Origin of the sequence: Lysobacter sp. Root690 (assembly GCF_001427785.1) — a bacterium.
In the GTDB taxonomy this organism is placed as follows: domain Bacteria; phylum Pseudomonadota; class Gammaproteobacteria; order Xanthomonadales; family Xanthomonadaceae; genus Lysobacter.
Genome location: NZ_LMHM01000001.1, coordinates 388,565 through 404,402 on the forward strand (window position 1 = coordinate 388,565; position 15,838 = coordinate 404,402).

Here is a 15,838-nt window from a genome sequence, read left to right on the forward strand (position 1 = left end):
TCACGAATGCAGCGGCGGCGTTCAGCCAGAACACGCAGGCGCTGGCTTGGCCGGATTGTTCAGCGCCCGGCTCGAAAAGGCGACCCGCCAAGACTGTCCCATGAAAACGGGCGGCCCGTGGCCGCCCGCGGTGAACATTACGCAGCCCGCGGGGCTACGCGCCTGGGCTCAAGTCCCCGAACCGTCGCCGGTCGCGGGCGGCGCGCCGCCGGTATCGGCCGGTGCCGCTTCGGCGGGCGTCGCGCTGGACGCGGCCGGCGCGTCGGTGGTCTCGCCCTTGCTCGCGCAGGCGGCGAGCGACAGCGTGCCAGCGGCGGCCAGTACGTACAGGGCGTTGCGGATCGTGGTGTTCATGGATGCGGTTACCTCCGTTCGTGGCCGGGACGCGTGCGGGTCCCGGCGTCGGTTGCTTCGGTGAAAGGCGTGCAATGCATTCGACCGCACTCGTCGCGATCGAATCGGCTGCCGTCGCACTGGTTTTTCGAAAGGTTTTATCGGCAGCGGCGGCAGCGCATGCACACTGGCGTCACCGCGATGAACCACAGCGCGACAGCGGTTCGCGCAAGTACGTTTTCTTAACCCGCTGCGCGCGGATCTTCGCTAAGCCCGCGCATCCAGGCGCGGGAAAATGTGCGCTGTGCCGCGTTGATGGGCGATATGCAGTGGCGTTCACGGCTGAATGGAACAAAACGTTTACGACTCGCGTGTGTATGCGGAAACCTGTTGCAGGCGCGAATCCCGCATCGAGGTTGGAAAAGATCAGCTGATCTTCGTTGATTTGTTTGCGATGGGCGCCCGCCCCTGCGCAACCGACAACAGGATCTGCTGCGATCGCTTGTTCGCAGGCCCGATCGCGCATCCGCTCGCAAAGGCCGCGCCCCTCGACAGATGCAAAGCAGCGCGATTTTCCTTTCGCGCGCGGACAAACCGACCCGGCCGCATTCGCCCCATCTTCCTGATCGCGCCGCTGCGCGCTCCCTATCGCACAAAGACGGCCGGGGTCGCGCGCGCCGCTCTTGCATAGCCACATGCCGCAACGCACATTGAAACCCGCCGCCCACACCCTCTAAGGTGCAGGCAGACCGGCGCAGCCAACGCCGCACGCCACCGAGCGAGGGGAATCACCTTTTGAGCCAGCCGCCGAGCCAGCCGACGCCGCGCGCGTCCGTCCCGTCCCCGTCCACCCTCAGCGAAACGCCCGGGACCGTGCGCGCGGTCAGCCGCTGGCAGATCGTCGGCCTGTCGATCAACGACGTGATCGGCAGCGGCATCTACCTGCTGCCGGCCGCCGCCGCGCTGCTACTCGGGCCAGCCAGTCTGTGGGCGGTGCTGCTGGCGGGCTTCGCGGTCGCGCTGCTGGTGCTGTGCTATGCCCAGGCCGCCAGCTACTTCGATCAGCCCGGCGGCGGCTATCTGTATGCGCGCGAAGCGTTCGGGCCGTTCGCCGGATTCGAGGTCGGCTGGATGCTGCTGCTGACCCGCATCTCCACCGCCGCCTCGCTGAGCAACGGCCTGGCCGAGGCGGTGGCGCTGTTCTGGCCCGCGGCCAAGGCCGGACCGGCGCGGGTGTTCGTGGTCGCCGGCTCGCTGGCGCTGCTGGTGCTGATCAACGTGGTCGGCGTGCGCACCGCCGCGCGCGCCGGCGTCGCCCTGGCGATCGGCAAGCTGGTGCCGCTGGTGCTGTTCGTGGCGATCGGCGCGTTCTACTTCGACCCGAGCCTGCTGCATAGCGATGCGCCGTTCCCGGTGCACAACCTTGGCGAAGCCGCGCTGCTGTTGTTGTTCGCCTACGCCGGCTTCGAGAACCTGCCCGCCGCCGCCGGCGAATACCGCAACCCGCGCCGCGACGTACCGTTCGCGCTGCTGACCATGATCGTGCTGGTCACGATCATCTACTTCACCGTGCAGCTCGTCGCGCTCGGAACGCTGCCCGGCATCGCGACATCGTCCAGTCCCTTGGCCGAAGCCGCCGCGCGTTTCAGCGGCACCGGGCTGGCGCTGGTGCTGACCATCGGCGCGGCGATCTCGATCCTGGGCACCAACAGCAACACGGTGATGATGGGGCCGCGCTATCTGCTGGCGTTGTCGAAGGACGGCTACGGCCCGCGGGCGCTCGGCGCGATCCATCCGCGCTTCCACACCCCGGCGCGCGCGGTGCTGTTCATCGGCGTGATCGCGCTGGCGCTGGCGCTGACCGGCTCGTTCCAGCAACTGGCGCTGCTGTCGGTGGTCGCGCGGCTGTGCACCTACATCGGCACGGCGGTGTCGGTGCTGGTGCTGCAGAAGCGCCACCATGGCCGCGAAGGCGCGCTGCATCTGCCGGGTGGGCCGTTGATTCCGATCGCCGCGATCGTGTTGTCGCTCGGGCTGCTGGCCAGCGCGAGCACCGCCAATCTGATCGCGGCCGCGGTCGCGCTGGTGATCGGCGCGGTGATCTACAAGCTGCGGCGCACGCCCGAGGCGGCCTGATTCGTTCATCGATGGCCCGGCCTGAGCCACTCGCTTGACCTGAACTAAGATTGAGGTTTTAGCCTGCGCGCATCCCCCTTCCCGTGGAATGCCTGCATGACCCCCAATCTCCGTCTGGCGCTGATTTACGGCAGCGCCCGCGAGGGCCGTTTCTGCGACGTGGTCGCCGACTGGGCGAAACGCCGGATCCTGCGTCATGGCGGTTTCGAGATCGAAACCATCGACCCGCTGGACTGGCCGCTGTCGGGCCGCATCGGCCGCCAGGACGAAGCGCGGCTGCAATCATTGCGGCAACGCCTGCACGCCGCCGATGCGTTCGTGGTGGTGACGCCCGAGTACAACCACGGCTACCCGGCGCCGCTGAAAGCCTTGATCGATGCCTGCTACGAACCGTGGCAGGCCAAGCCGGTCGCGTTCGTGAGCTATGGCGCCAGCTCCGGCGGCTTGCGCGCGATCGAACAACTGCGTCAGGTGTACGGCGAGTTGCACGCGGTCACTCTGCGCGACTGTGTCACCCTGGCGCACGCGTGGCGTCAGTTCGGTCCCGACGGCGAACTGCGCGAACCGCAGGCCGCGCACAAAGCGATGACGACCCTGCTGTCGCGCCTGAGCTGGTGGGCGCTCGCCTTGCGCGATGCGCGCGCCAATACGCCGTACGAGGTGGCCGCATGAACGGCTTCGAGCGCGCCACCCGCGAACCGGTGCGGCGTCACGACTTCGATGACGGCGATCATGCGCAAGGCCCGCAATCGGGCGATCGCCTGCTGGCCAGCGGCGGCGTGTTGCCGTTCCTGGTCGGCGCGACAGTGCCGGCCGGTCGTCCGCTGTTGTTGCTCAGCGGGCATACGCCGCCGGTGATCGATCGCAATGCGCCGGCCGACAGCATCGCCGCGTTCGGCGATACCCATGCACAGACCGACGGCTGCCTGCGCGAGCTCGAGCGCAGTCTGCAACGTCTGGGACTGGAGATGGGCGATCTGGTGCAGTTGCGGGTGTATGTGGTCGGCGACCCGGCGCTCGGCGGACGCATGGACAACGAGGGCTTTTCGCGCGCGTACGCGCGCTGGTTCGGCACGCCCGAGCAACCGCATCGGGTGGCGCGCACGCGGGTGCAGGTGGCCGGCCTGGTCAATCCGGGCTGGCTGGTGGAGATTGAGGCGATCGCCGCGGCTTGAGTTCGATCTGGGTTCGGCCCGATGCGATACCGCGCGAATCAATAGCGCAATGCCGCGCGGCGCGAGCGATTCGAATCCCGATCACGGCGAACCTCCACCCGGCCAACGACTGTCTCAGCGCAGCGGAGGCGCCGGCAACGGCGCAGGCGCTCCCTCGGGCAGCGCCAGCAATTGGCGTTGCAGGTCGTACAGGATCTCCGCATCGCCTGCCTGCCACTCGCGCGCCTCGTTGCCACGGAAGTGACGGTGGAAGGACGCCAGCGCGGCGCCGGGCTCGCGCAGGTCGTAGCCGACCAGGCGCAAGGCCGCCCAGGCATCGAAGCCCGGCGGCGGCGCGCTCAGCGGTGCGCGCGGCCACAGGCCATAACCGGCCTGCGCCAATCGCTGCCACGGAAACAACACGCTCGGATCGGTCTTGCGGGTCGGCGCGATATCGCCGTGCGCGACAATCAGGTACGGCGGGATGCTCAACCGTTTGGTGAGGTCGGCGAGCAGGCGGATCAGGCTGTCGATCTGCGCGTCGGAGAACGGCTCGGTGCCGTCGTTGTCGAGTTCGATCCCGATCGAGGCCGAGTTGAGGTCGGAGATATCGCCCCAGCGGCCGGCGCCGGCGTGCCAGGCGCGCTGGTCGTCGGCGACCAGTTGATAGATACGGCCGTCGTCGCCGATCAGATAGTGCGCGCTGACCTGCCCTTGCGAATTGCGCGTGCGCAAAGTCTGCAGCGAGCGCTCGACGCTGTCCTGCTGGGTGTGATGCAGCACGATCAATTGCGCGCGCCGCTGGTTGAAGTTCGGCGAGGGATGCCACTGCGCGAGCGGATTGTGCGGTGGAACCGAGGCGCAAGCGGCCGCGAACAGAATCGACGACAGCGCGGCGGCGCGCAGCGAGCGGTGCAGTGCGAAGGTCACGGGCGGCACTCGTGCGGCGGGGTTGCGGCGATGATCGCGCGATGGGGCGACCTTGGGCAAATCCGCGGATTGTCAGATTTCGATGCGCATCGGTCGCAAAGCATCTGGCTTGGAAGCCTTTCCATAAAAACTCGAGGCCGCGCGATCTCGCGCCCATCCCTTCAAGACCGACGCTTTGCGTTGGGTAGCGAAGAAGGCCGGACATCATCGTGTTCGAGCAATCCGACGAAAACCGCGGGCTCCGCCCTGCCGGATCACGCGTCGAAACCTCGCGTGATGGGTAAATCCTTACAACTGTCACTCCCACGGCCTTTGGTGATGCATTGAACAGTTCGCGGCCGATACGCGGCCTACAGTGGCCGCGGCGCGAGCGCTCGCCCGTGCTCCGGCGCGCGCGATCAGCGCCCTTGTTCGGTTCGCCGGCTCAATCGCCACGGCAGGAGGATCACCCATGAAATCCAGGACGATCGGCTATCTGGCCGCGTTCGCGTTGGCCGCTTTCGGATTCGGGTTCGGCGTGCAGGCCGCTTCGTCGGCGCCGCCCGACCAGGCGCTGTGCAACTACAAGGTATGCCAGGACCGCTGCGGCGGACTGCCGGGCTGGAGCCCGGGCAACGGCCAGCCGTGCCGCTGCTGCGATTGATACGCCGGCCGTCGCTCAGGCCGGGCCGGCCGAGGTCGCGCGCCTTGCGACGCGCGCCTGAAACCGGTCGATCGCCGCGCGGGCCGGAGCCTCGCGCGGCGATCGGTTCCGATCAGCTGCAGCCTTCCGGACCGCACGGCGACAGATTGCGGTTCTGCAGCGCCCGATCGGCGCTGTCCTTGTTGCTCTTCTTCTCTTCGCGGCGCTGGGCCACGGTCTTGCAGATGCGTTCGACCCGGTTGCTGCCGACGGTACGCACGCGTTCGCAGACCAGGCGGTCGTCGTCGGTCTTGCCGGCGTATTCGATCCAGGCCATGTCGACCCGCGCCTGATCCTGCTCGGCCTGGCTGAGGTCTTCGTAACGGCGGTTTTCCAGCAGCTTGCTGAGCTTGTCCTGGCGCTCGCGTACTTCCTGGCGAGTGGCCGGGTTCAATTTGCCGTAGGCGCCCTTGCCGGCATCGATGTCGGCACGGATGGTCTTTTGTTGTTCGAGCACGGCCTGTGCGTCGAACGGCGTCGCAGGGGGAGCGGCGAACGCGGTGGCGGTGGCGCACAAAGCCGTCAAGACGACGGACAGAAAAATCTTACGCATGGCAATGGCTCTCGGTCCTGGATTGAAAACGAGCGGGAGCATCAGTGCTCCACGCTTACGACGCATGGCCCGGCCGGTCATGAACGTCCGGGTCGTGCGGGCAACGCACGGGCTCCGCCCGCGCGCTGTACAACGCATCAGATGCAGGTCAATGCATCGGGTTTGCAGCTAGTTAGGTTGCGATTCTGCAACGCGCGATCGACGTTGTCCTTGCTGTTTTTCTTGTCGTCGCGGCGCTGGGCCACGGTCTTGCACACGCGTTCGACCCGGTTGCTGCCGATGGTGCGCACGCGTTCGCAGACCAGGCGATCGTCGTCGGTCTTGCCGGCGTATTCGATCCAGGCTAGGTCGAGCCGCGCCTGGTCCTGCTCGGCCGGGCTGAGGTCCTCGTAGCGACGGTTCTGCAGCAGTTTGCCCAGCTTGTCCTGGCGCTCGCGCACTTCCTGCCGGGTCGCCGGGTTCAACTGGCCGTAGGCGCCCTTGCCGGCATCGATGTCGGCGCGGATGGCCTTTTGCTGTTCGAGCACGGCCTGGGCGTCGAACGGCGTTGCCGGAGGCGCGGCGAAGCTGGCGGTGGAGGCGCACAACGCCGTCAATACGACGCCTAGAAAAATCTTACCCATGGCGGTGGCTCTCGATCGTGACTTGGAAACGGGCTGGAACGAAAGGAAGAATCCGCGTCCCTGGCGAGGCGCGCATGCCGACGATGGCGCGGCGGAGACTGGCTCCGCCGCGCCGCGGCGATGCGTAACGCTCAGCAACCGCCCGGACCGCACGGGGTGATCGTGCGGTTCTGCAACATCTGCATGGCCTGATCCTTGCTGTTCTTGTTCTCGTCGCGCTGTTGCGCCACCAGCTTGCACACGCGCTCGATCCGGTTGCTGCCGGTGGTGCGCTTGCGCACGCAGATCAGCTGATCGTCGTCGGTCTTGCCCAGGTACTTGATGAAGACCATGTGGGTGCGCGCGCGGGTGCGCTCGGTTTCGTTGAGATCGTCGTACTGATGGCCTTCGAGCATCGCCACCAGCTTGCGCTGGCGCTCGCGCAGTTCCTGCATCGAGATATCGTCGAGCTGGGCGTACGGCCCGGTGCCGGCGTCGATATCCTTGTTGATCTGCGTCTGTTCGTCCAAGACGGTCTGGACGTCGAAGGGTTCGCCCGGCAGGGTCTGGCCGATGGCGGGGGCGATAGCGGTGAGCAACAGCAAGCTCAGTAGGATGGCGCGCATGTCCGTTTGCCTCGTTGGTGGCGGCCGCACGGCCGCAGGCGAGACGCCGGCCGGCGCCTCGCGGCACTCCACAAATCCACTACGCCGACGGCCCCAACCGTGCCGGCGATTCGATCCTAATGGAGACCCGAGACACACTCCACCGACTTTTGACCTAAATCGGTACGAACGGTTTGCAAAATTCGCTTGTTTCGTGATGCACCGCAACACAAACGCACGGGAACGGATGGCGCCCTACCCCGTCGGGCCGCGCCGTTGCGGGCGGCGCCGGAGCGCCGCCCGCGGCCGGACTCAGGGCTTGAGCCAGTTGTTGGACACCGCCAGCATCGACAGCAGCTTGACGCTGTCGCCGTAGTAATCGCCCGGCGCGCCGCTGGCCATGTAGGTCCACAGCTTGTCGAGCCAGGCCTGCGCGTCGGGATCGACGGTCGCCGCGACCGCGAACGGCGCGGTGAAGAACACTTCGTTGTAGTTGTCGATCACCGTGCCGTCGAGTTTGTAACCGGCCTTGACGTTATTGGGATTATTCCCCGCCTTGCCGCGAATCCACACACTGAGCTTGCGCGCCGCGGTGCGCGAGCGGGTGTCGCCGCTGACCGCCGCGTCGATGCCGATCCGCCACGGCACCCGGCCCGCGTTCCAGGAATAGTGGCCGTCATGGGCGCCTTCGAGGAAGCCCGCCGACGCCGGCTTGGGCGTGGTGTTGGTGTTGACGATAAAGTCGGGCAGCAGGCCGGTGTTGGGCGCGTAGCTGCTCTGCATCCGGGTGATCAGGTTCTGGTGGGCGTCGAGCACGCCGGTCCAATAGCTGTCGCCGAGCTTGGCGCCGAACGCGCGGAAGTGGCCGAGCATCCAGTCCGAACTGCGGGTGGAGTTGTAGTAGCCCGGCGAACTGCTATCGACCCAGTCGCCCAGGTTCACCAGCTTGCTGGTCGGATGCACGTTGCTGCGGCGGATCGCCGCGATCACCTTGCGTGCCTCGCTGGCGTAGTTGATCGCGCCGGCCGAGCCCCACTGCAGATCGGCCAACAGCAACGCGTAGGCGATGTCGAGATCGCCGTCGGTGGCCGAATCCGCGCCGACCACGTTGTTGCAGTTGACGTCCTGCGCCCAGGCCAGCAGATCGGCGTCGTTGTTGCTGGGATGGCCGCGGTTATAGCGATGCAGGCCGTCGAAGTAGGTCTGCGCCTGCGGATCGTTGCCGGCCATCATCACCGTGATCAGCATGCCGTAGCCCTGGCCTTCGGAAACCACATAGGCATCGCCGGTGTCGGCCTTGATCCGGTACTCGCCGGCCCGGCACGCCGGCTTGAGATAGCGCTGTTTCCAGGTGGCGTAGAACGACGCGGTGGATTGATCGGCCGAAGCGCGGCCGACGCTCGGGCTCAAGGTGCCGCTCACATAGGCCTGGCGATGACTGCCGAACGGATAGTTGGGCGCGGCGATCGCGCTACCGGCCGCGGTCGCGGCGACCAGGGCGAGCAATTGCAGGCAGCGCCGCAGCGGCGGCCGGCGCGTGGGGGAGGTGACGGTGGTCATGGGACGTCTCCGAAGTGGGGAACGAAGCGGGACGGCGCCGCGCACGCCAGCGTCCGCCGACGCGCCGCGCGCGCTGCGTTTCGACGATGGACGAAAGAAAAACCGATCCGGTGTGGCGGCGAAGGAGTGCGTCGCGTCGCCGCGCATGCCGGGCAACGAACGCAACCCAGGCTAGCGCGCTCGCCCCGGCGCGTACCTGAGCGGCCGTGACCGCGCGTGTGAACCTGGCTTGCGCTGCTTCGCAGATCGACCAAGGTCTAAGGTCTCAGGTCACAGGTAGCTCAACCAGCGATCGCGGCGTCGCTGCTTGAGCCGCGCGAACCAGCGCGAGAACGGATACAGCAACGCCAGTATCGCCAGCCAGACCGCGAACACCGCCGGCAAGCCCAGGCCCCAGCCCGATTCGAACACCTCGCGCGGATGGCTGAGGATGCCCACGAACACCGCGGCCGGAATGCCGCTGGCCACGCCGATCGCCAGGGCCGCGCCATGCACCAGGTAGATATGCAGCAGATAGGTGAACAACGGCGTGCGGCCGTAAGCGAGCAGGACCTCACGCAACGGCCCGCGCAAGCGTTCCAGCGCCAGCATCAGCAGCAGCGACACGCCGAGCGTCGCCAGCGCGTACTGCAACGACGGCGGGTATTTGGACACGTTGATGAAGGACAGCACATCGAACAGCGGATCGGGCATGCGTCGCCACGGCGAGGGATCGCCGATCGCGGCCAGACGCAGCAGCGCGAACGCGATCAGCATCGCCACGGCCAGCGCGGCGAGTGCGCGCGCGCGGCGCGCCCGGGGCAGCACGAACAAAGGGCCGATTCCGTAGCCCAGCAGCATCAGGCCGATCCACGGCAGCGCCGGATAGGCGACGAAACCCTCGATGCCCGGCAGCACGCCGGGCCGCATCATCAAGGTCCATCCGGGCGCCAGCGCGCCGAGCCGCGCCGGATCGAAGCCGCCCAGCGCGCCATGGCCGGCGACGATCGCGACGCCGAGCGCGAGCACCAGCGGTCGCGGCAACCACAGCAACGCCGCCATCGCGATCATGCCCGCGCCGATCGCCCAGATCACCTGCAGAAACAGGAACGGCCACAGGAACTGGAAGCCGAACACGATCACGCTCAGCTCCAGCACGATCAGCCAGACGCCGCGCGCGAGCAGGAACCGCGACAGCTCGGCGCGGGACTTGCCGGACATGCCTTGCAGGAAGATCGACACGCCGGCGAGGAACACGAAACTGGGCGCGCACAGATGAGTGACCCAGCGCGTGGCGAACAGCAGCGGCGTGGTCTGGTCGAGATCGGTGGGGTTGAACGCGAACGCCTGGCGATGGAAATAGTCGCGCACGTGATCGAGCACCATCAGCGCGATCACCAAGCCACGCAAGCGGTCGATCATGTCCAGGCGCGGCAGGCCCAGGCGGGTCAGGCCGGCGCGGTCCGGATCGGTCTGGCCGGATGCGAGCGATACCGGTGCGGGATCGGTCGCGGTTGCCGAAGGCGGCGATGAGGTCGACATGCGCGCAAGCCCTGAGTGCCGCCGGATGCGGCGCAGGCGAGCATAACGCTGCGGGCCGGGGCGGGCGCGGGCCGGCCCGCGCAGGCCGGCAAAATCAGCGAGGTCGTTGCGGGATGGACTTCAGATCCGGCGCTTTTCGAAGCGGCGCGTTTCGAAGCGGCGCGTTTCGAAATACGCCGATCCGGCGTCGACAGCGAACCCGCTCAACGCACGCAGCGCGATCTCAGCGAAACCGCGACAGCGCAGGCACCGAGCCGCCTCGACCGCCGCGGCGTTCCCGCGCCGCCGTCACGGCAACCTACTTTCATTCCTTGCGAATCGCGTGCCCACCGAATTCGTTGCGCATCGCCGCCAGCAGCTTGTCGGCGAACGAATCCTTGTCGCGCGAACGCAGGCGCTCCAGCAAGGACGCGGTAATCACCGGCGCCGATACGTTGAGGTCGATCGCCTCGGCCACGGTCCAGCGGCCTTCGCCGGAGTCTTCGACGTAGGGCGCGATGCCGTCCAGGCTCGGGTTCTTGCCCAGCGCGTCCGAGCTCAGGTCCAACAGCCACGAACGCACCACGCTGCCGTGGCGCCAGATTTCCGCGATCTGGTGCAGGTCCAGGCCGAAGTCGGCCTTGTGGCCCATGATCGCGAAGCCTTCCGCGTAGGCCTGCATCAAGCCGTACTCGATGCCGTTGTGGACCATCTTGGTGAAATGGCCGGCGCCGCTCGGACCGACCCGGCCCCAGCCGCGATCGGCCGCGGGCGCGAGGGTTTCGAAGATCGGCCGCAGCCCTTCAACCGCCGCTTCTTCGCCGCCGATCATCAGGCTGTAGCCTTCCTTGAGGCCCCACACGCCGCCGCTGGTGCCCGAATCGACATAGTGCAGGCCATGCCCGGCCAGTTCGGCCGCGCGCCGCATCGTGTCCTTGTAATTCGAATTGCCGCCGTCGATCACGGTATCGCCGGGCGACAGCAGCGGCAGCAGTTCGGCGAGGGTCGCGTCGACGACTTGCCCGGCCGGCACCATCAGCCACACCGCGCGCGGCGCGGGCAACGCGGCGACCAGTTCGGCCAGCGAGGTCGCCGGCGCGATGCCGCGCGCGGCGGCCTGCTCGCGCGCGGCCGGACCGGGATCGTAACCGCCGACGGTGTGGCCGCCGCGGACCAGGCGTTCGGCCATGTTGGCGCCCATGCGGCCGAGGCCGACCATGCCAAGTTCCATGTTTTCTCCAGTAGCGGTTGCTGTTCGTTGGGCCGGACCGGCGGAGGATTTCGCCGCGGCGAAGCCGCTGATGTTCCCGCCGGGTGCGATAAGGAAGTGTGAGCGAAAATGCGCAATCAAAGTCCGCCGACGCAACGCAGTGTCACGCGTTCGATCAAGGCGGCGCGGATGCGTCCGCCGCCGCGCCCCGGCGCGCGGCGCGGTGGCGATGGATCGCGTGCATGCCCATCGGCAGGAACGCCAGCACGAGCAGCAGCGTGTTGACGCCGATCGCCAGCCACAGGAACTCGGGATCGCGGTAATCAATCAGGGCCACGAACAGGCCGACGATCGGCCCGGCCGCGGCGATCGCGCTATGCCACAACGCGAGCTTGCGCGAGCGGTAGCGATCGAATAACGCCAGCAGCGCGAACACCAGCAGATGCAGCGCGCTCCACGGCGCCACCAGGTAGAAGGTGAAGAACAACGCAAGCATGCCGTCGTAGTTCGACGCCCAGGCCGGGGCCGATGCGGCCAGCAGCGCCAACGCCGCCAAGGTCGTGAACACAGTCTCCGCCCGCATGGTCCTCACCTGCCCTGGAATGGACCTTGCGACTATCGACGTTCGCCGCGCGCGTCGCAAGCAGGGGCCGAAAGGCTTAATGCAGCGCGCGATCGCCGATCCGCCACAACGATCCTCGCGCGGCCTGCTCCTTGTCGCGCTTGCGCATCTGCATCGCTTCGAACACCGCGATCGCGGTCGCTGCGGGCTGATCGTTGGGAATATCGTGGCTGCTGTTCTCGATCACCACCCGCTTGCCGGTGCGCGAACTCGCCATCAGCGCCAAATGGGTCTGCTCGCGCGCCGCGGTAAGCGCCTTGAGATCGTCGGGCGCGACGCCCTGGTACGGACGGTCGGCGCTGAGCACGATCAGCGGCTTGCCGTCGTGGCGCTCGCTCTTGGCCACCGCGCCCGCGTACAGCGCTGCGCGCTGTTGCGAGGCGGAGATCATGCTTTCCCAGAACGCGGGCTGCGACCGCCAGCCGCGAATGGCCGCGTTCAAGCCGTCGCTGTAATTCGGATTCGCGCCACGCAGGCAATTGCGCAACGCCGGCGGTGGCGTGGCGGTCGCGAGCTTGCCGTCCTTCGCGCCCTGTTCGCAGGCGCGGTACATCGCCAGCATCTTCGGCGCGACCTCGACCTCGGACTTGGCGTAGGCCGGCGAGAATTCGCCGACGTTCTGCGCCGGCGGGTCGATCAGAATCAGCGCCGACACCCATTTCGGATACAGCGTATCGAAGCGGCGCACGACCAGACTGCCGTAGGAATGGCCGGCCAGGATCACCGGCGTGTCGATATCGGCCGCGTCGATCAGGGCATGCAGGTCGGCGACATCGGCCTCGAGATCGCGCGGCAACGGGCCGGTATCGCTATAGCCCATGCCGGCGCGATCGTACGCGCAGACGCGGTTGTGTTCGGCCACCGCTGGCTGCGATCGGGCCCAGGCCAGCGAATCGGCGGCGAACCCCGCTTCCAGGATCACGGTCGGCTCGCCCTGGCCGCTGCAGCGCAGATTGAGATGACGGCCCTTGCCGATGTCGACCCGTTGCGCGGGCGCGGCATACACGTCCAGGGCCGGATCGGGCTTGGGCGAGGTCGGCGGGGCCGCGAGCGCCGGCACTGCCGCCAACGACAGCAACGCCCACAACGGCGGCGACACACGCCCGCGCTTCGTCCTGGAATCGCTCATGCCCGCCCTCGCCTTCGGTCGATGAAGGCGCGATGGTAAACAGCGAATTGTCATGTCCGCTCGCGCGATCGCGCAGCCGAGACAGACCCGATTCAGCTGCGGGGCGCAGAGCTCGCGCGCTCGCGAAAAAAACTTCGCCGGCGCTGTCGATCCGGCCGCGGCCGGTTCGTCGTCCTTACAAGAACGCGGCAATGCAGCATGGCCCAGCGCCAACCGCGCGCCGCGACTACCCACCCGCTACACCACCGGAGACACGTCCATGCGCTTCATGATGCTGATGATTCCCCAGGGCTACGAATCGGCCGCGCCCGGCACCCTGCCGAGCCTCGAACAGATCGAAGCGATGACCGCCTATAACCACTCGCTGCAGGAGGCCGGCGTGCTGATCGCGCTCGACGGCCTGCATCCGCCGTCGATGGGCGCGCGGATCAGTTTTCCCAAGGGCCAGAAGCCGCGCGTGGTCGACGGACCGTTCCCGGAAGCCAAGGAAGTGCTCGGCGGCTATTGGATGCTCGACGTCGCCTCGCGCGAGGAAGCGATCGAATGGGCCAAGCGTTGCCCGGCCTCGGAAAACGAAACCATCGAGATCCGCCAGGTGATGGGCATGGAGGATTTCCCCGAGGACGTGCAGAAACAGGTCGGCGATCGGTGACCGATGCGCGAGCGTTGCGCCGCCGCGCATCCCACGCGCGCGGCTGAACGCCATCGCGCGAACGTGCTGGCCGGGCCGCCAAGCCGCCCGTATCCTGCGTGCGTCCTTCCCAGGCTTGGCGAACCCCGTGCCCCGATCCCCGTCCGCCGCCGGTCCGACCTCGGCACGCCGACGCTTCGCGAGCTTCGCGCTGCTCGCCGCGCTGTTGGCGGGCTGCGCGAGCCAGCCCAGCCAGGAAGGACGCCAACCCGCGGACGTGCGCGCCGAGCTGGTGCGCAAGATCCCGGCCTCGACCGCGGACCGCGACGGCTGGGCGGCCGACATCCAGGCCGCGCTCGCCGCGCAGCGGATCGATCCGTCCAGCGAGAACCTGTGCGCGGTGCTGGCGGTGGTCGAGCAGGAATCCGGCTACCGGGCCGATCCCCGCGTGGACGGGCTGGCGCGGATCGCGCGCGAAGAGATCGACCGCCGCGCCGCGGCCAAGCACATTCCCAAGTTCATGGTGACCGCGGCGCTGCAGATCAAATCCCCGGACGGACGCAGTTACGCCCAGCGCCTGGAATCGGTGCGCAGCGAACGCGAACTGAGCGAACTCTACGAAGACATCATCGGCCGCGTGCCGCTGGGCAGTCGTTTGTTCGCGGGCATGAACCCGGTGCAGACCGGCGGCGCGATGCAGGTGAGCATCGACTTCGCCAAAGCCAACGCGCGCGACTATCCGTATCCCGTGACCGGTTCGATCCGCGACGAAGTGTTCACCCGACGCGGCGGCCTGTATTTCGGCATCGCCCACCTGCTCGGCTATGCCACGCCTTACACCCGCAAGCTGCACCGTTTCGCCGACTACAACGCCGGCTGGTACGCCAGCCGCAACGCGGCCTTTCAGAACGCGGTGAGCAAGGCGTCGGGCATCGCGTTGGCGCTGGACGGCGACCTGCTGTCCCCCGGCGCGCCGATGAAGGCGCCCGGCAAGACCGAGATCGCGGTGCGCGCGCTGGGCACGCGGTTGGGCATGGACGATGCCGCGATCCGGCGCGCGCTCGGCCGCGGCGATCGGCTCGACTTCAGCGAGACCGATCTGTACACGCGCGTGTTCGCCCTGGCCGAAACGCGCGGACCGCTGCCGCGCGCGCTCGTGCCCGGCATCGCGCTGGAAAGCCCCAAGATCACCCGCAAGCTGACCACCGCCTGGTTCGCCGATCGCGTTAACCAGCGCTATCAGCGCTGCATGCTCAAGCCCTGACGGGTCTTCGCGGCGCGATGCGAATGCCGAGATCGGCTCAAGGCAGCGTTTCCTGAACAGGCGAAAATCATTTCGACCGCGATGTCGATTCCCGCGCCTTCGGTTCGTCGTTCAAGTAAGGCGGCCAGCTAACCGGTGCCGTTGCGCACCGCCGCCCTATTCGTTCCGTGTTCCCACCAGGAGATTCCCATGTCCTACATCGACGGTTTCGTGATCGCCGTACCCGCGGCCAACAAGCAGAAATTCATCGACCACGCCCGCCAGCTCGATCCGATCTTCATCGAACTCGGCGCGCTGCGCGTCATCGAAGCCTGGGGCGACGACGTGCCGGACGGCAAACTCACCGACTTCCGCAAGTCCGTGCAGGCCACCGACGACGAAGTGGTGGTGTTCTCCTGGATCGAGTGGCCCGACAAGGCCACCCGCGACGCCGGCATGAAGAAAGTGATGGACGACCCGCGCATGGACCCGTCCAACCCCGACACCCCGCCGATGCCGTTCGACGGCAAGCGGATGATCTTCGGCGGCTTCGAGCCCGTGGTCGAAGTCAAGTAAACACCGCCCATCCGGACCTTCGCCCCGCCCTCCAGCGTGGCGAACGCCCGAGCACAACCGGCAACACACAATGGCCGAACTCGGCCAAAGTCGCGTCACAACGTGTCGTATCGTGTCGAGACCGAGACCGAGACCGAGACCGAGACCGAGACCGAGACCGAGACGCTATCCCAACATCAACCCACGATGCCAGGTTGATTCACCAGCGCTGCGAAGCCTGTAACTCGCGTTAGCAAAAGCCCACCCGAAGGGCGGCGCACATGGATGTGCGCCGTGCGCCACCGAGACAGGATGTCTCGTGTGGNNNAACGCACGCGCGGGCCCTTGATTCACAACAAAGCATTTTTCTTTGGTTACCTTTCTTTTGTTGCT

At 67.3% G+C, this 15,838-nt stretch carries 17 protein-coding genes; 7 read left to right on the forward strand and 10 right to left on the reverse strand.

Going from position 1 to position 15,838, the window contains the following annotated elements:
• Positions 1 to 168: 168 nt before the first annotated feature.
• Positions 169 to 354: a hypothetical protein gene (locus tag ASD86_RS01645; RefSeq protein ID WP_056106162.1), complete on the reverse strand. Its 186-nt coding sequence runs from the start codon at positions 352 to 354 to the stop codon at positions 169 to 171.
• Positions 355 to 1,206: 852 nt separating this feature from the next.
• Here ASD86_RS01645 and ASD86_RS01650 point away from each other — a divergent pair.
• The 3 genes from ASD86_RS01650 to ASD86_RS01660 all read left to right on the forward strand — a co-directional run bounded on the left by ASD86_RS01650 (position 1,207) and on the right by ASD86_RS01660 (position 3,644).
• Positions 1,207 to 2,469 carry an APC family permease gene (locus tag ASD86_RS01650; RefSeq protein ID WP_162253609.1) on the forward strand — a complete coding sequence of 421 codons (1,263 nt, stop codon included), beginning with the start codon at positions 1,207 to 1,209 and terminating at the stop codon, positions 2,467 to 2,469.
• A gap of 96 nt (positions 2,470 to 2,565) precedes the next feature.
• Positions 2,566 to 3,141 (forward strand): NAD(P)H-dependent oxidoreductase, encoded by a 576-nt coding sequence (locus ASD86_RS01655; protein ID WP_056106166.1) that lies wholly within the window; start codon positions 2,566 to 2,568, stop codon positions 3,139 to 3,141.
• Positions 3,138 to 3,644, forward strand: a complete 507-nt coding sequence (locus tag ASD86_RS01660; protein ID WP_056106168.1) for a RidA family protein — start codon at positions 3,138 to 3,140, stop codon at positions 3,642 to 3,644. The genes ASD86_RS01655 and ASD86_RS01660 overlap by 4 nt, the downstream gene beginning before the upstream one ends.
• 114 nt (positions 3,645 to 3,758) lie before the next feature.
• Here the strand turns inward: ASD86_RS01660 and ASD86_RS01665 are convergent, their stop codons facing one another.
• The gene (locus ASD86_RS01665; protein ID WP_056107033.1) at positions 3,759 to 4,562 is read right to left on the reverse strand and encodes an N-acetylmuramoyl-L-alanine amidase; all 804 of its coding nucleotides are present in this window, start codon (positions 4,560 to 4,562) and stop codon (positions 3,759 to 3,761) included.
• A gap of 442 nt (positions 4,563 to 5,004) precedes the next feature.
• Here ASD86_RS01665 and ASD86_RS01670 point away from each other — a divergent pair, with 442 nt between their 5' ends.
• Positions 5,005 to 5,196, forward strand: a complete 192-nt coding sequence (locus ASD86_RS01670) for a hypothetical protein (RefSeq protein ID WP_056106169.1) — start codon at positions 5,005 to 5,007, stop codon at positions 5,194 to 5,196.
• 112 nt (positions 5,197 to 5,308) lie between these two features.
• On the opposite strand, the gene ASD86_RS01675 is transcribed toward ASD86_RS01670, so the two are convergent.
• The 8 genes from ASD86_RS01675 to ASD86_RS01710 all read right to left on the reverse strand — a co-directional run bounded on the left by ASD86_RS01675 (position 5,309) and on the right by ASD86_RS01710 (position 13,016).
• Positions 5,309 to 5,788, reverse strand: coding sequence for a hypothetical protein (locus ASD86_RS01675; protein WP_056106171.1), 480 nt, complete (start codon positions 5,786 to 5,788; stop codon positions 5,309 to 5,311).
• 137 nt (positions 5,789 to 5,925) lie between these two features.
• Positions 5,926 to 6,411, reverse strand: a complete 486-nt coding sequence (locus tag ASD86_RS01680) for a hypothetical protein (RefSeq protein WP_056106172.1) — start codon at positions 6,409 to 6,411, stop codon at positions 5,926 to 5,928.
• 131 nt (positions 6,412 to 6,542) lie between these two features.
• Complete coding sequence (locus ASD86_RS01685) at positions 6,543 to 7,016, reverse strand: hypothetical protein (RefSeq protein WP_056106174.1); 474 nt, start codon at positions 7,014 to 7,016, stop codon at positions 6,543 to 6,545.
• Between the two features lie 291 nt (positions 7,017 to 7,307).
• Positions 7,308 to 8,555: a glycosyl hydrolase family 8 gene (locus ASD86_RS01690; RefSeq protein ID WP_082577967.1), complete on the reverse strand. Its 1,248-nt coding sequence runs from the start codon at positions 8,553 to 8,555 to the stop codon at positions 7,308 to 7,310.
• Positions 8,556 to 8,825: 270 nt separating this feature from the next.
• Positions 8,826 to 10,076: a heparan-alpha-glucosaminide N-acetyltransferase domain-containing protein gene (locus ASD86_RS01695; protein WP_157475998.1), complete on the reverse strand. Its 1,251-nt coding sequence runs from the start codon at positions 10,074 to 10,076 to the stop codon at positions 8,826 to 8,828.
• A gap of 304 nt (positions 10,077 to 10,380) precedes the next feature.
• Positions 10,381 to 11,286, reverse strand: a complete 906-nt coding sequence (gene gnd, locus ASD86_RS01700) for a phosphogluconate dehydrogenase (NAD(+)-dependent, decarboxylating) (RefSeq protein WP_056106175.1) — start codon at positions 11,284 to 11,286, stop codon at positions 10,381 to 10,383.
• 154 nt (positions 11,287 to 11,440) lie between these two features.
• Complete coding sequence (locus tag ASD86_RS01705; protein ID WP_056106177.1) at positions 11,441 to 11,848, reverse strand: hypothetical protein; 408 nt, start codon at positions 11,846 to 11,848, stop codon at positions 11,441 to 11,443.
• A gap of 76 nt (positions 11,849 to 11,924) precedes the next feature.
• Positions 11,925 to 13,016, reverse strand: coding sequence for an alpha/beta hydrolase (locus ASD86_RS01710; protein WP_056106179.1), 1,092 nt, complete (start codon positions 13,014 to 13,016; stop codon positions 11,925 to 11,927).
• Positions 13,017 to 13,275: 259 nt separating this feature from the next.
• On the opposite strand from ASD86_RS01710, the gene ASD86_RS01715 reads away from it, so the two are divergent.
• The 3 genes from ASD86_RS01715 (at position 13,276) to ASD86_RS01725 (ending at position 15,466) form a co-directional block, all read left to right on the forward strand.
• Positions 13,276 to 13,668, forward strand: a complete 393-nt coding sequence (locus ASD86_RS01715; protein WP_056107039.1) for a YciI family protein — start codon at positions 13,276 to 13,278, stop codon at positions 13,666 to 13,668.
• Between the two features lie 190 nt (positions 13,669 to 13,858).
• Complete coding sequence (locus tag ASD86_RS01720) at positions 13,859 to 14,911, forward strand: DUF1615 domain-containing protein (protein WP_200957193.1); 1,053 nt, start codon at positions 13,859 to 13,861, stop codon at positions 14,909 to 14,911.
• A 189-nt stretch (positions 14,912 to 15,100) separates the two neighbouring features.
• On the forward strand, positions 15,101 to 15,466 hold the full coding sequence (locus ASD86_RS01725; RefSeq protein WP_056106180.1) for a DUF1428 domain-containing protein: 366 nt from the start codon (positions 15,101 to 15,103) through the stop codon (positions 15,464 to 15,466).
• Positions 15,467 to 15,838 lie beyond the last annotated feature (372 nt).

What these genes read in the sequence shown, in the direction of transcription:
- ASD86_RS01710 (WP_056106179.1), bottom strand. Translation starts at nt 13,016, where the DNA reads ATGAGCGATTCCAGGACGAAGCGCGGGCGTGTGTCGCCGCCGTTGTGG.
- ASD86_RS01660 (WP_056106168.1), top strand. Translation starts at nt 3,138, where the DNA reads ATGAACGGCTTCGAGCGCGCCACCCGCGAACCGGTGCGGCGTCACGAC.
- ASD86_RS01675 (WP_056106171.1), bottom strand. Translation starts at nt 5,788, where the DNA reads ATGCGTAAGATTTTTCTGTCCGTCGTCTTGACGGCTTTGTGCGCCACC.
- ASD86_RS01695 (WP_157475998.1), bottom strand. Translation starts at nt 10,076, where the DNA reads ATGTCGACCTCATCGCCGCCTTCGGCAACCGCGACCGATCCCGCACCG.
- gnd (WP_056106175.1), bottom strand. Translation starts at nt 11,286, where the DNA reads ATGGAACTTGGCATGGTCGGCCTCGGCCGCATGGGCGCCAACATGGCC.
- ASD86_RS01670 (WP_056106169.1), top strand. Translation starts at nt 5,005, where the DNA reads ATGAAATCCAGGACGATCGGCTATCTGGCCGCGTTCGCGTTGGCCGCT.
- ASD86_RS01705 (WP_056106177.1), bottom strand. Translation starts at nt 11,848, where the DNA reads ATGCGGGCGGAGACTGTGTTCACGACCTTGGCGGCGTTGGCGCTGCTG.
- ASD86_RS01725 (WP_056106180.1), top strand. Translation starts at nt 15,101, where the DNA reads ATGTCCTACATCGACGGTTTCGTGATCGCCGTACCCGCGGCCAACAAG.
- ASD86_RS01685 (WP_056106174.1), bottom strand. Translation starts at nt 7,016, where the DNA reads ATGCGCGCCATCCTACTGAGCTTGCTGTTGCTCACCGCTATCGCCCCC.
- ASD86_RS01715 (WP_056107039.1), top strand. Translation starts at nt 13,276, where the DNA reads ATGCGCTTCATGATGCTGATGATTCCCCAGGGCTACGAATCGGCCGCG.
- ASD86_RS01655 (WP_056106166.1), top strand. Translation starts at nt 2,566, where the DNA reads ATGACCCCCAATCTCCGTCTGGCGCTGATTTACGGCAGCGCCCGCGAG.
- ASD86_RS01680 (WP_056106172.1), bottom strand. Translation starts at nt 6,411, where the DNA reads ATGGGTAAGATTTTTCTAGGCGTCGTATTGACGGCGTTGTGCGCCTCC.
- ASD86_RS01645 (WP_056106162.1), bottom strand. Translation starts at nt 354, where the DNA reads ATGAACACCACGATCCGCAACGCCCTGTACGTACTGGCCGCCGCTGGC.
- ASD86_RS01690 (WP_082577967.1), bottom strand. Translation starts at nt 8,555, where the DNA reads ATGACCACCGTCACCTCCCCCACGCGCCGGCCGCCGCTGCGGCGCTGC.